The sequence below is a fragment of the Proteus hauseri genome (genome assembly GCF_004116975.1).
In the GTDB taxonomy this organism is placed as follows: Bacteria; Pseudomonadota; Gammaproteobacteria; order Enterobacterales; family Enterobacteriaceae; genus Proteus; species Proteus hauseri.
The window spans coordinates 3,144,245-3,159,380 of record NZ_CP026364.1 but is presented as its reverse complement, the minus strand read 5'-3'; the positions used below and the strand labels follow the sequence as shown (position 1 = coordinate 3,159,380).

Annotated in this window: 11 protein-coding genes; 3 read left to right on the top strand and 8 right to left on the bottom strand. The window is 37.9% G+C overall.

The features are described from left to right. Positions 1–5: 5 nt before the first annotated feature. The 7 genes from sufD to ydiJ form a co-directional block, all read right to left on the bottom strand. Complete coding sequence (gene sufD / locus PH4a_RS14380) at positions 6–1,313, bottom strand: Fe-S cluster assembly protein SufD (RefSeq protein WP_129040677.1); 1,308 nt, start codon at positions 1,311–1,313, stop codon at positions 6–8. After that, positions 1,288–2,034 carry a Fe-S cluster assembly ATPase SufC gene (gene sufC, locus PH4a_RS14375; protein WP_064719739.1) on the bottom strand — a complete coding sequence of 249 codons (747 nt, stop codon included), beginning with the start codon at positions 2,032–2,034 and terminating at the stop codon, positions 1,288–1,290. The genes sufD and sufC overlap by 26 nt, the downstream gene beginning before the upstream one ends. 44 nt (positions 2,035–2,078) lie before the next feature. Beyond that, positions 2,079–3,581 (bottom strand): Fe-S cluster assembly protein SufB, encoded by a 1,503-nt coding sequence (gene sufB, locus PH4a_RS14370; RefSeq protein ID WP_129040675.1) that lies wholly within the window; start codon positions 3,579–3,581, stop codon positions 2,079–2,081. A gap of 17 nt (positions 3,582–3,598) precedes the next feature. Next, entirely contained in the window at positions 3,599–3,967 is a 369-nt protein-coding gene (gene sufA, locus PH4a_RS14365) for a Fe-S cluster assembly scaffold SufA (RefSeq protein WP_064719737.1), read from the bottom strand. 406 nt (positions 3,968–4,373) lie between these two features. After that, complete coding sequence (locus tag PH4a_RS14360; protein ID WP_244212890.1) at positions 4,374–4,994, bottom strand: hypothetical protein; 621 nt, start codon at positions 4,992–4,994, stop codon at positions 4,374–4,376. A 162-nt stretch (positions 4,995–5,156) separates the two neighbouring features. Continuing rightward, complete coding sequence (menI, locus tag PH4a_RS14355) at positions 5,157–5,570, bottom strand: 1,4-dihydroxy-2-naphthoyl-CoA hydrolase (protein ID WP_129040673.1); 414 nt, start codon at positions 5,568–5,570, stop codon at positions 5,157–5,159. Beyond that, complete coding sequence (gene ydiJ, locus PH4a_RS14350; RefSeq protein WP_129040671.1) at positions 5,567–8,626, bottom strand: D-2-hydroxyglutarate dehydrogenase YdiJ; 3,060 nt, start codon at positions 8,624–8,626, stop codon at positions 5,567–5,569. Before ydiJ ends, menI begins: the two co-directional genes overlap by 4 nt. A 216-nt stretch (positions 8,627–8,842) precedes the next feature. Here ydiJ and ydiK point away from each other — a divergent pair, with 216 nt between their 5' ends. Next, the gene (gene ydiK, locus PH4a_RS14345; protein ID WP_129040669.1) at positions 8,843–9,955 is read left to right on the top strand and encodes an AI-2E family transporter YdiK; all 1,113 of its coding nucleotides are present in this window, start codon (positions 8,843–8,845) and stop codon (positions 9,953–9,955) included. Positions 9,956–10,395: 440 nt separating this feature from the next. Here the strand turns inward: ydiK and ppsA are convergent, their stop codons facing one another. Continuing rightward, positions 10,396–12,774, bottom strand: coding sequence for a phosphoenolpyruvate synthase (gene ppsA, locus PH4a_RS14340; RefSeq protein WP_129040667.1), 2,379 nt, complete (start codon positions 12,772–12,774; stop codon positions 10,396–10,398). A gap of 220 nt (positions 12,775–12,994) precedes the next feature. Here ppsA and ppsR point away from each other — a divergent pair, with 220 nt between their 5' ends. Both ppsR and PH4a_RS14330 read left to right on the top strand, forming a co-directional pair. Continuing rightward, on the top strand, positions 12,995–13,861 hold the full coding sequence (gene ppsR, locus PH4a_RS14335) for a posphoenolpyruvate synthetase regulatory kinase/phosphorylase PpsR (RefSeq protein WP_064719731.1): 867 nt from the start codon (positions 12,995–12,997) through the stop codon (positions 13,859–13,861). A gap of 119 nt (positions 13,862–13,980) precedes the next feature. Further along, a complete protein-coding gene (locus PH4a_RS14330) occupies positions 13,981–15,030 on the top strand; it encodes a 3-deoxy-7-phosphoheptulonate synthase (protein ID WP_129040665.1) in 1,050 nt (349 codons plus the stop codon). Positions 15,031–15,136: the final 106 nt, after the last annotated feature.

Sequence of the window (15,136 nt, the reverse complement as noted above, 5' to 3'; positions counted from 1 at the left end):
TACGGTTATACCTCAGACAAACGCTGATTAATTCTATCTAATACATGCGCTTTAATTATGCTATTTTCTAACGATTCAGTTAGTTCAGCGGCAAAAGCATGAATAATCATCTTACGTGCTGCACTCAATGAGATACCACGAGAGCGTAAATAAAATAGCTGCTCATCATCAATACGACCCACTGTTGCACCATGACTACATTTTACGTCATCAGCATAAATTTCGAGTTGTGGCTTGGTATCGACCTGTGCTTTTTCGCCTAATAGCAAGTTATTGTTGGTCATTTGACCATCCGTTTTTAACGCTTTAGGCGTAACCGTGATCATGCCATTAAACACCGCTTTACCTGCATCCATTGCAATAGTTTTATGCAGTTGACGACTTTGGCAATTTTTCTCATTATGCATCAACCATGTTCTTGTATCAGCAATCTCACCCGCTTTAGGCAATACCACACTGTTCATCGAAAGCTCGGTATTTTCACCTTTTAACGCTGAACTGGTGTGATGTCGGGTGAGTTTACTTCCCAATAAGAAAGCATAACTATCAACCCTGGCATCTCGACCAACCACCAGATCATTATGAGCAAAGTGCTGGCTGACTGCATTTTCAAAACTCAATTTAATATGATTAAACGAAGTATTATCACCAATATTTGCTGTTAATCTTGCACCTGTAAAATGGCGATTGTCGTCATTATCACTAATATAGTGCTCAATCACCTGCATTTGTGCATTAGCCCCAATTTCAAAATGGAAACGATAATTGGCACTATTTACTTCACCGATATCATTACCTTGAGTAATATTAAGAATATACAGCGGTTTGTCGGCAATAACCCCTGACTTTAGGGTGATTAGTAGCGGATGTGGCGCCAAACTCTCAACTAAGTGTAAAAACACTTCACCGTTTATCGCTGCGGGTAACTCACTTTGGCTATCTAATAACGTAATCTGATAAGGGCCAAAATCTTTAGTGCTCTCTGTTGGTGAAAAAGTACCATTCACCATAACAATACGATAGCAATCTAACGGTAACGCTTGCTTAGCCACAATATTTTGTACATCAAAGGGCGGCAATAATTGATATTGCTGATTTAACGTTTCATCAAGAGGCGTGTAGTGCCAATCTTCATGACGATAAAGAGGAAAACCCACATTTTCGACTTGTAACCAATGATTACGTGAATGAAAATTATCCTCACCTTTGCGTTGGTGATATAAGTCAGCAAACATTTTCAGTGCCTGTTGGTTGCGCTGTTCTATTTGGCACTGTTTTTCACGCTTTTCATTGAGGGTCAATAAGCCAGCCATAACCTTGTTCCTCCAATTTTTGCGCCAATGAAAAATCACCTGATTTAATGATTTTCCCCTGATATAGCACATGCACAAAATCAGGTTTGATATAATCCAAAATACGCTGATAGTGTGTTACAACGATAAAGGCACGTTTGCCATCACGTAGGCTATTTACGCCATTAGAGACAATTTTTAGCGCATCAATATCAAGCCCTGAATCTGTTTCATCTAAAATGCATAATTCAGGCTCTAACGCTGCCATTTGCAAAATATCGTTACGCTTTTTCTCGCCGCCAGAAAAACCAACGTTAACAGAACGCGTTAACAAATCTTGTGGCATATCAAGTAGCGCAATTTTATCTTCAATAAAATCTTCAAAATCAAAACGATCTAATGGCGCTAAACCACGATATTCTCTTACAGCATTAACAGAGGATTGTAAAAAAAACTGATTGCTTACACCGGGGATTTCAACTGGATATTGAAATGCCATAAAAATGCCTTCGCCCGCCCGCTCTTCTGGCTCTAGCGCTAATAGATCTTTGCCTTTAAAGGTAATAGTACCATCATCAACTTCATATTCATCACGACCAGCAAGTGTTGCTGATAATGTACTTTTACCTGAGCCATTAGGACCCATAATTGCATGTACTTCGCCGGCTTTAATCTGCAAATCTAATCCTTTTAGGATCTCATTGCCTTCAACGCTGACATGTAAATTTTTGATATCTAACATAATATATGCCTTCGGTATTGATACACCCAGAAATGCGTTAATACTTAACCTACGCTGTGCTCTAAGCTGATTGCTAATAATTTTTGTGCTTCTACAGCAAATTCCAGCGGCAATTCTGAGAATACGTCTTTACAAAATCCATTCACAATCATTGAGATTGCATCATCTTCACTTAAACCACGCTGACGACAATAAAATAGTTGGTCTTCACCAATACGTGACGTTGTCGCTTCGTGTTCAAGCTGTGCTGAGTTATTCATCACTTCTACATAAGGGAAAGTATGCGCACCACATTGTGTTCCAATTAACATAGAGTCACATTGTGTGAAGTTACGTGCATTTTTCGCAGAAGGAAGCACTTTGACTAACCCGCGATAACTGTTTTGGCTTTTACCCGCAGAAATACCTTTAGAGATAATAGTTGATTTGGTATTTTTGCCGATATGGATCATTTTCGTTCCCGTATCTGCTTGTTGGCTACCATTGGTTAACGCAACAGAGAAAAATTCAGCAGTCGAATTATCCCCTTTTAAGATCACACTTGGATATTTCCATGTAATAGCCGAACCAGTTTCAGATTGTGTCCATGACATTTTGGCGTTTTCGCCTTCACAAATAGCACGTTTGGTGACGAAGTTAAGAATACCACCTTCGCTATCACCGCCTGAGAACCAGTTTTGTACGGTGGAATATTTTACTTCTGCATCTTTATGAATAATAACTTCTACAACAGCTGCATGTAATTGATAAGTATCACGTACCGGGGCTGAACAACCTTCGATATAACTGACATAACTACCTTCATCAGCCACTAAAATCGTACGCTCAAACTGACCTGTTTGTGCCGAATTAATACGAAAATAAGTGGATAATTCCATCGGGCAACGCACGCCTTTTGGAATATAAACAAAGGTGCCATCAGAGGCGACAGCTGCGTTTAATGCCGCAAAATAGTTATCGTGACTAGACACTACGGTGCCAAGGTATTGGCGAACTAAATCAGGATATTCTTGAATGGCTTCACTAAACGAACAGAAAATAATACCGTGTTCAGCTAATTCTTCACGATAAGTAGTAGAAACAGAAACGGAGTCAAAAATAGCATCAACAGCAACCGCTTGCCCTTCTCTTACTGGCACCCCAAGCTGATTAAATGCATCTTCGACTTCTTTGGTAAGGTAATCTTGAGCCGCTTGCTTATCACTTGTGACAGCTTCATTAGAGCCACCCGCACAGCTACCATTAGCACAACATGAGCTACACGATGGGGCTGAATAATAGCTATAATCCTGATAATTCAAAGAAGGATAATCCGCTTTAAGCCAATGAGGCTCTTCCATTTCTAACCAATGGCGATAAGCATCAAGCCGGAATTCAAGCATCCACTCAGGTTCATTTCTTTTTGCCGATATTGCACGTACAACGGCTTCGTTTAGCCCTTTCTCAAGGGTATCTGTCGATATATCGGTATAAAAACCTTCTTTATATTGATGTGAGCTCAGCCAGTCCTGAACTTCATCACCTATTTCAACATTGCTCTGAGACATAATCTGACTTCACTATGTTATACCCCGAAGCTCTCACCACATCCGCAGACATTTTGAGCTTTAGGATTATTAAATTTAAACATCTGATTGAGTCCTTCACGGACATAATCGACAACCAAACCATCAATAAATGGCATTGCTTTTAGTGAAACAAATAGTTTTGCACCATTGTGTTCATAAACAATGTCATCTTCAGTTGGGCCTGCGGCTAATTCAATAACATAGCCATACCCTGTACAACCAGAGGGTTTGATACTTAAGGAAAGTCCCTGACTATCAGGGTTTTTCTCTACTAAATGACAAATATGTTTTGCGGCATTATCCGTTAGCACAATACCTTGCCATGTTGTGTCGTTAAGAGAAAAAGTTTCAACATTGTTTGTCATTACTGACCTCATTTCAAAAGGAGAATAATATCTTTCCCAACTCTAATGGTAATGATAACCCTTATCACTTCAACCATGTTTTTTGAAAGGATATTACAGATATGTTTATTTTTTGTTCTATTTTTGAGTTTAACCAGTTAAAGATAATAACTAACCATTTGTAATATATCACTTTAATGTTTTTCATCACAAAAATAAAACTTTGAATTATCTTTTTATTTCGCACAATACGCATAAAAGTTGCAATATAAATACACTTTATATGTTTATTACTGAAATGTAGAGAAAAAAGCATAAAAAGAGGTACTAAAAAATAGTTTTAGTTTTCTTTCTATGCCTCCTATTTGATGGATAAGATATCATCACCTTTGTGATTATCTCTTATTGGATTGTGTGCTGTTTTAACTTATTCTTCGATAGTAATCGAATTAACATATTCACTTGTGCATTCAAGAAGTTGACGATGTTTTTCACGATTTGATTGGCTGTTTACATCACCGATAAATTGCAACTGCCATACACGGTTTGTTTTTGTATCAGCAACTAATATACCCTCATAACTAACATTTTCCTGCGCCATTTTCCCTTCAAAAAAAACATGGCGGCCTTGAAAACCTGAAATATCTAATGGTTTTATTGATGTAAATATTTCTTTCATCCCATCTAATAACGCGATGTTATCAACTATTCCTTGAGCACCTGAATCAATATCGTAAGTCATTATTTCGTTCATTTTAAAATAAGCCAGACGAACTTCGGTCAAATTGCAAATAGGCTCTGATTTATAAACCAACATTTCTGTTGTTACATCCTGAACATAGTCAGGTAATAATTGAAAATAGTGTTCGGTGTCTTTTTTATTCATTGAAAATGAAGTTGGATAATGAATATTAAATCCTGATATTCCTTGAACAGGATAATCAGCGATTTTTTTACTCGTGCTGATTGTAGAGTTATTATCACAAGCACTCAGTAATAAACTGGTCATTAATACTATTACTGTTTTAAATCTTGAAATAGTTAACATTATTATTTTCTTAAATTTCCATAGTGGAGATAACATGAAGGTAATGATTATCATTAAAAATAAATTTTAAATAAAGAATAATTTCCTCTCTTAAATTTATTTTTTACTAATAAAAAACGCACAAAGATAACTATATTCTTTGTGCGTTAATAAATAATATTTTTAAGCAATAACCGATGTCGTCAATCTTGAGATACAAACTTGACGATTTTCATCATCAAATATTTCTATTGACCAAACTTGATGAGAGCGACCTAAATGAATAGGTTTACAAACCCCCCTAACGTTACCTTCTCTAGCAGAACGAATATGGTTAGCATTAATTTCTAAACCCACAATTTTCTGTTCCCCTTGCGTGCACAGATAACCAGCAACAGACCCCAAGGTTTCAGCTAAAACCACCGAAGCACCACCATGCAATAAACCTAATGGCTGCTTAGTACGATGATCAACAGGCATAGTCCCTTCAAGATAATCATCACCAAGATAGGTTAATTCAATGCCAAGATGACTCATCATATTGTTCTGACCAATTTGATTGAGCTGCTCTAACGTTACTTCTCGTTTCCATATCATGGCATAATCTCCAAAAGTGCCTGTAAAGGATGTTTTAACGTAATATTATCAATACGTTTTACCTGACTCCGACAAGAGTAACCTGTGCTTAAGCAATGTGTTGTGGGCAATGTTTTTAGCGCTATTCCCCATGAAAGCTGATAAATTCCCAGCGAGCTTTCATAGTTATTTAGCTCATGTCCATAAGTTCCCGCCATTCCACAACAACCAGTACTCACAAACTCAAGTTGCTGCCCATAACGTTGGAAAATTATCTGCCATTGTTTCATGCTTTGGGGCAATGCGGTGACTTCTGTACAGTGGCCAAAAAGATACCATTTTTCAGCGTCATTTCGCACTTCAATTGGCTCACTAACTAATTTACTTAACCATTCATGCACCAATTGAACATTAAAGTCTCCTCGTGCATCATCACCCAATATTTCACGGTATTCATCGCGATAACAGAGTACTAATGCAGGATCAACACCAACCATTGGAATACCTAACTTCGCAACGCGATTGAGCATAGTCGCGGTCTTTTGTGCTGTTTTACTAAACTGCTGTAAAAAACCTTTAATATGCTGTGCTTTACCATTAGGCGAAAACGGCAGTAATACAGGTTTAAAACCAATTTTTTCAATCAATTTAATAAAATCAGCAACAACTTTAGCCTCGTAATAGCTGGTAAAAGGATCTTGCACCACCAGCACATGGTGACTACGTTGCTTATCTGATAAACGTTCTAAATCTTCTAACGTCATATCTAAAGCATTATGACCCGCTAATTGCTGTTTCAATGTTGGTGTTGAAAGTAACGGTAAATCTACCATACCTATAGTATGTTTACTGATTTTTTGCACTAAAGGCTGTTTCATAAAAAAGTTAAAAAATGCGGGTGCTTTTGCCATTAGTGGCGTGGTTAATTCAACATTAGCCACAATATGATCTTTTAATGGGCGCAAATAGCGCTGATGATACAGCTCAGTAAACTTAGAACGAAATGCTGGAACATCGATTTTAATCGGACATTGCGTAGAACAAGCTTTACATGCCAAACAACCATTCATTGCTGATTTAACTTCATGTGAAAAGTCATATTCACCGCGTTTGGCTTTCCATGTATTGCGGGTTTTCTCAATTAAACCACGCAAACTCGGTTTATTGTTTACCAGACTTGATTCTAACTGTTTAGGGCTAACACCTTGCTCAGTTAATAAACGCAACCATTCTCTTACTAATGCAGCACGACCTTTAGGTGAATGGATGCGTTGCCCGCTAATTTTCATCGATGGGCACATTGGACTTTTAGCATCAAAATTAAAGCACAAACCATTACCATTACACTCTAAAGCACCACGAAAATCTTGGCGTACGGATAATGGAATAGTGCGATCAAAAGTACCTCGTTTAATCGTATCAACTTGTTTCATTGGCTCATCAATATCCAATGGCGGACAAATTTTACCCGGATTAAGTCGATTTCGAGGATCGAACACCGTTTTTATTTGACGAAGTTCGTGATACAGCGTTTTACCAAAAAATTCTGGACTGTATTGCGCCCTAAAGCCTTTTCCGTGCTCACCCCATAGTAATCCGCCATATTTTGCTGTTAAAGCAACGATATCATCGGAAATCGATTTCATTAACAACTCTTGTTGCGGATCGCACATATCTAACGCCGGACGAACATGCAACACCCCCGCATCAACATGACCAAACATGCCATAATTAAGCTGGTGGCTATCAAGTAATGCTCTAAATTCCGTTATATAGTCAGCTAAATGTTCTGGTGGTACACAGGTGTCTTCAACAAAAGGAATTGGTTTTGCTTGCCCTTTTGCATTTCCTAGTAAACCCACAGCTTTTTTTCGCATACCATAAATACGATGGATTTCATCTAAGTTATCGCAAATTTGATAACCTATTACACCGCCTTGCTGGTTATTCATTAATGTATCTAAACGCTGACAAAGCGAGGTTATCTGCGAGGCGATTAACACTTCATCATCACCTGCGAACTCAACAATATTAAGCCCTTGCATATCTTTATTTGGTACATCAGTAATTAATTCTTTTACTGAATGCCAAACGATATCTTCTCGTGCCAGGTTTAAAACTTTAGAGTCTACGGTTTCGACTGAAAGCGCATTAGCTTTCACTAGAAATGGCGCATTACGCAGTGCTGAATCAAACGAATCGTATTTTACATTCACTAAACTGCGTTGTTTAGGAATAGGTGTTATATCAAGCGTTGCTTCGGTAATAAAAGCTAACGTACCTTCTGAACCGGTTAAAATGCGAGTTAAATCAAAACGTTTCATGTTATCACTAAAAACATGACGTAAATCATAGCCCGTTAAAAAACGGTTTAGCTTAGGAAATTTATCTAAAATAAGCTTTCTCTGCTCTTTACAACGAGATAACACGGTGCGATAAACATGGCCTATTACAGAGCTTTCTTTGGCAATAGTCTCCGCTAATTCGGTATCCATTGCCCGAGTTTCAAGTAGCTCTCCACCTAATAAAACAGCTCTAACACCTAAAACATGATCTGAGGTTTTACCATACACCATAGAACCTTGTCCTGAGGCATCCGTATTAATCATTCCGCCAAGAGTTGCACGATTACTTGTCGAAAGCTCTGGTGCAAAAAAGAAGCCGTAAGGTTTTAAAAAAAGATTTAACTCATCTTTTATCACCCCCGCTTCTACTTTGACCCAACGCTCTTGTGGATTAATTTCAATAATACGCTTCATATGGCGAGATAAATCCACCACAATACCGTCAGTTAATGCCTGCCCATTAGTGCCAGTACCACCGCCTCTTGGTGTAAGAGAGAGTGAATGAAAACGAGGTTCATCGACTAAACGCGCTATAATGGTAACATCGGCCGTAGAACGAGGAAAAATGACTGCCTGCGGTAATAGCTGATAAATACTATTATCTGTTGCCATAGTGAGTCTATCTGCATAAGAGCTAGAGATATCACCAGTGAATCCGTTTTGTCGGAGTATTTTTAAAAATTCAGTTGTGAGTTCGCTTACTTGCGGTGCTTGCGATATACGTGGGATCATTTGTTATAGCTCTTTAATCTAATTGTCCACATTGCTTAATATAAAATCATCTCAAGGTATGCCCAAAAATACATATGCTTTTTTGTACTTTCAGACCGATACCTGTTCACCTTATCATACAATTCTGGCAAATTGCGTAGTGATATAAACAACATGATATTTGCCATGTTTATTCATCTGCTTTTAGCATTTTTATTCGTGTAGGGATTTAAAATCATGGAAAAAACGCAGTTCCATACAGATATACCCAAAGTTTTATTCACCGTTCTTTTTATATCTTTCTTTATTATCGCTAGCTTTTGGATCTTGAATCCATTTATTGTTGGCTTTATTTGGGCAGGAATGATCGTTGTTGCCACATGGCCGTTACTGATTATTTTAGAGAAAAAAGTAAAATATCGTTGGTTATCGACCATGATAATGATGATCCTTATCTTACTTATTTTCGTCATTCCTATCGTATTACTCATTAGTAGTGTGATTGATAACAGCGCACCGCTTATTGAACTCGCTAAATCTCCATCAGAAATTCAACCGCCTCAATTACTTTGGCTAAATGATATTCCGATGATTGGCGATACGCTTTATAACACTTGGCATTCTATTTTGGTTTCTGGGGGTAATGCTCTCATTGCTAAAATACAGCCTTATGTTGGCCAAGCCGCTAACTGGTTTTTTGCACAAGCATTAAATATCGGCCGTTTTGCACTTCACTTAGCCATTATGTTGCTGTTTTCTGGTTTGCTCTTTTTACAAGGTGAAAACGTTGTAAGTTGGTTACGTCATTTTGCAGTGCGTCTAGCAGGACAACGTGGTGATGCTGCCATTGTATTAGCGTCTTTGTCTATTCGTGCAGTAGCACTCGGCGTGGTATTAACAGCGTTAATTCAGGCGATTGTAGGTGGAATTGGTCTTGCGGTAGCTGGCGTGCCTTATGCAACCGTATTAACCGTTATTATGTTTATTTGCTGCTTAGCGCAAATTGGCCCGTTATTGGTGCTTGTTCCTTCTGTGTTGTGGTTATTCTGGACTGGCGATACAACATGGGGAATAGTCATGGTTATTTGGGGCGGTACTGTTGCCACTATGGATGGTGTATTACGACCTTACCTAATAAAAATGGGAGCAGATTTACCAATGGTACTTATTCTTACTGGCGTTATTGGTGGAATTTTAACTTTAGGTATGATTGGTTTATTTATTGGTCCAGTTGTTCTTGCGGTGGGTCATAGTTTATTAAATGGATGGATTAACGAAGTACCAAAACCTAATCCTGATTTATCAGAAACAGTAGAGTTTATGAATAAAAACTTTATTGCAAAAGATTAAGATAATAATAGTGTATGTAAGGGTTGATACTTACATACACTATATATAATAGGTTAAACTTTAATAAAGATTATCAATTTAAGAGTAATTTATTTATTAATACTTACATTTTGAAACATTTTTTATTTTTTTAAACCTGTTTGTTACCAGCAGGTTATATTCAATTTTAAATATACTAATAATCTTTTTATTGAGATAATTCTTAGAGCATAATTAACGCATTTCTCTTAATATAAATATCAACGAAACGAATGTTTTACTGAATTAATGATTTTGCTTATTATATTAATAGATTAAAAAGCAAGATTAAAGAATATAAAATATTGCTGTGTGTAGTCTTTGCCTGTCAGCCCATGATAGGCTTTTTTTTTGCCTACGATTTATTATTGTATAAAAAAAGCTCACATTATTATGTGAGCTTTTTATTATGAGTAAATCTATTAATTTTCTTGCGCTAATTTCACCCAAGTTTTAATTACAGTATCTGGATTCAGAGACAAGCTATCAATTCCCTCTTCCATTAACCATTGGGCAAAATCTTCATGATCAGAAGGTCCTTGACCACAAATACCCACATATTTGCCATTACGCTTAGCAGATTGAATTGCCATTGATAATAATGCTTTTACCGCATCATTACGTTCATCAAACAATGAAGAGACAACACCAGAATCGCGGTCAAGGCCAAGCGTCAGCTGAGTCATATCATTAGAACCAATAGAGAAGCCATCAAAATGCGCTAAGAACTGATCGGCTAATAAAGCATTTGATGGAATTTCACACATCATAATCACTTTTAAGCCATTCTCGCCGCGTTTCAAGCCATTAGCTGCTAATTCGTCAATTACCTCTTCAGCTTGGCGTACAGTGCGCACAAATGGGATCATCACTTCAACGTTATCTAATCCCATATCATTACGTACGCGTTTTACTGCTTCACACTCTAAAGCAAAACAACTGCGGAAATCATCAGAAACATAACGTCCAGCACCACGGAAGCCTAACATTGGGTTCTCTTCATCTGGCTCATAACGATCTCCACCGACTAAGTTGGCGTATTCGTTAGATTTAAAATCAGATAGGCGAACAATAACGCGCTTAGGCCAGAATGCGGCTGCCAGTGTGGCAATCCCTTCCGTTAATTTACTAATGTAATACTCAACAGGAGATTCATAACCCGCTATCATTTGATTGATTTCAGCTTTTAGGGCTTCTGTTTGATCGTCGTATTCCAATAACGCACGAGGATGTACACCAATCATACGATTGATAATAAATTCTAAACGAGCAAGGCCAACACCATCGTTTGGTAACCCAGCGAAATCGAATGCACGATCAGGATTACCCACGTTCATCATGATTTTCAGGTCTAAATCAGGCATGTTATCGATTGCGGAGCTCTGAATAGAAAAATCCAGTTTGCCATCGTAAACAAATCCCGTATCACCTTCAGCACAAGAAACAGTAACCACTTGCCCTTCTGTAATACATTCTGTTGCATCACCACAACCAACAACCGCAGGAATACCCAATTCACGCGCAATAATTGCCGCATGACAAGTTCTACCGCCGCGATTAGTGACAATTGCAGCGGCTTTTTTCATGATAGGTTCCCAATCTGGGTCTGTCATGTCGGTCACTAGCACATCACCGGCTTCAATTCTGTCCATTTCATTCAAGTTATGAATGACTTTTACTGTACCACTACCAATGCGGTGACCAATTGCACGACCTTCAACAATAACTGGTGCGCTTTCATTGAGCTGATAACGTTCCATTACTTGTTGGTTAGAACGCACGGTTTCTGGACGAGCTTGCACAATGTATAAACGACCATTGTGTCCATCTTTTGCCCACTCAATATCCATCGGGCGCCCATAATGACGTTCAATTAATACAGCTTGTTTAGCAAGCTCTTGAATTTCATCATCGGTCAAAGAGAAACGATTGCGTAATGATTCTGGCACATCTTCAATACGGACTTGTTTACCATGCTCAATGCTGTCTGCGTAAACCATACGAATTTTTTTCGAACCGAGATTACGACGAACAATAGATGGACGCCCTTTCTCTAAGGTTGGTTTATGTACATAAAACTCATCAGGGTTAACTGCGCCCTGAACAACCATTTCACCTAAACCATAAGCTGATGTGATAAAGACAACTTGATCAAAACCTGATTCAGTATCAATAGTAAACATGACACCAGAAGAGGATAAATCAGAACGCACCATACGTTGAACACCGGCAGAAAGAGCAACGCCGCGATGATCATAACCTTGGTGAACACGATAGGATATTGCGCGATCATTAAATAATGAGGCAAATACGTGTTTGATGGCGATTAAAATAGCATCAATACCTTGAACGTTTAAAAACGTCTCTTGTTGACCCGCAAAAGAAGCGTCTGGCATATCTTCTGCTGTTGCAGATGAACGCACCGCAAATGAAGCGGCTAATTCACCTTCACTTAAGGTTTGATAAGCATCACGAATATCTTTTTCAAACTGAGGAGTAAAAGGAGTATCAATAACCCACTGACGAATTTGATTACCCGCTTGCGCCAGTTGGTTAACATCATCAACATCAACCGTATCAAGCAATTCATAAATACGTTGATTGATGCCACTCTGTTCCAGAAAATCATTAAACGCTTGCGCTGTGGTAGCAAACCCATTAGGAACCGATACACCCAGTTCTGCTAGATTTGTGATCATTTCACCGAGGGAAGCATTTTTCCCACCAACTCGATCAACGTCATTCATACCCAATTGGTTATACCAAAGTACATTGCACGGGGTGAGGCTATTGCTGGACATTGAGAACAATCCTTTTTTAAACAATTATGAGAGAGAGAAAAAAAAAGAAAAACCCGCTGCCAAAACGACAACATAAATAAGCGTAACACAATGTTATAGGGAATATGGAAAGGTGAATCGATCAACCAGAAAACTTTATTTTTTTATCCTTTATAATCATTAAAAATGTTATAGATAATGTTGTCTGATTTGCTAATTCAGCTAAAAAAAGGTGAGAGTTATGATATTAAGCTTGAATTCCATTAATTGCGATAATAATGAACCTATTGATAGAACAGTCTTTTTTATCTCTGATGGCACAGCCATAACAGCCGAAGTTTTAGGACATGCCGTACTCTCTCAATTTCCATTAAAAATGAAAAGTTATACATTACCTTTTGTATCGACTATAGAAAGAGCTGAAGAAATAAAACAGAAGATCTCTGAAATTTATAAAAAGAGCGGAGCTAAACCTCTGGTGTTTTATTCTATTATTAGCCCAGAAGTAAAACAAATAATAAATAACAGCGAAGGCTTTTGCCAAGATATAGTTCAATCTCTTGTATCACCACTTGAAAAAGAAATAGGGATCCAGGCTTTACCTAAATTAAATAAAACCCACGGTTTAACCGAAAAAAATCTCAGTAAATATGATGCGCGTATTGCAGCCATTGAATACACTTTATCTCATGATGATGGCATCTCTTTACGAAACCTAGATCAAGCACAAGTTATTTTAATTGGTGTTTCGCGCTGTGGCAAAACACCCACCAGCTTATATTTAGCAATGCAATTTGGCATTCAAGCTGCCAACTACCCTTTTACAGCTGATGATATGGACTTCTTAAAATTACCCGCTGAATTAAAAGAGTATCAACATAAATTATTTGGCTTAACTATTGCACCAGAGCGTTTAGCCGCCATTCGTAGTGAACGCCGAGAAAATAGCCGTTATGCGTCAATTCGCCAATGTCGAATTGAGTTAGCTGAAGTTGAAGCTTTATTTAGAAAAAATAACATTCCATATCTCAACACAACAAACTACTCTGTTGAAGAAATTTCGACCAAGGTAATAGATTCTATGGGATTAGCTAGAAGAATGTTCTAGTGTCAAACCGCATTTTTTATTAGCAGTTCACTGATAACCTTGTTGAAATTGGCTGAGTTTCGTTTATTGTGATCTTAATCACTGGGTAGCTGTACCCTGTATTTTTATTGAGATGAATTATGTTAAAAACAGACGAACTACGGACAAAGGCTTTAGACAGTCTGGTGACGCCGGAAACTTTATCTAAAGAGTTCCCGATCTCTGAAGAGATTATCAACAATATTACGTCTGCCCGTAAACGAATTGAAGCTATTCTCACTGGTGAAGATAAACGACTTTTAGTGATTATTGGTCCATGTTCTATTCATGATCCTAAAGCCGCCAAAGAATATGCAACAAAGCTTTATCAGCAAAAAGAACGTTTTCATGACCGCTTAGAAATCGTCATGAGAACCTATTTTGAAAAACCACGTACCGTAATTGGTTGGAAAGGTCTAATTTCAGATCCTTATCTTGATCACTCTTGTAATGTAAACGAAGGTATTCGTATTGCTCGTAAGTTGCTAATTGAAATCAATGCACTTGGGCTACCAACAGCAACCGAATTTCTTGATATGGTAACGGGTCAATATATTGCTGATTTAATCAGCTGGGGTGCTATTGGTGCAAGAACCACAGAAAGCCAGGTTCATCGTGAAATGGCATCAGCACTTTCTTGCCCTGTCGGATTTAAAAATGGCACAGATGGTAATACACGTATCGCGATAGATGCTATTCGAGCAGCAAGGGTTGGCCACACATTTTTATCACCAGATAAAAATGGGCGAATGACTATTTATCAAACCAGCGGCAATCCATATGGTCATATCATTATGCGTGGGGGTAAAAAACCTAACTATCATGCTAGTGATATTGCTGATGCTGTTGATGCACTAAAACAACTTGATCTACCCGAGCATTTAATCGTCGATTTCAGTCATGGCAACTGTGAAAAAATTCATCGTCGTCAGCTTGAAGTAGCGCGTAACATTGGTCAACAAATCATCGATGGTTCTCAAGCAATTGTGGGTGTAATGGCAGAAAGTTTTTTACAAGAAGGCTCACAAAAAGTCTCTCATGACAAGCCGTTGGTGTATGGTCAATCCATTACAGATCCATGCTTAAGTTGGGATGATACTGAACAATTATTAGCACTACTTGCTCAAGCTGTTGATAGCCGTTTTAAATAACCATAAACAGTATTTATTATTATCACACTTATTATTTGAAGGAGAGCTTAGCTCTCCTTTTGTTTTACAACATCCCATCAAATAAGCAAAACTGCTTTAATTTTCA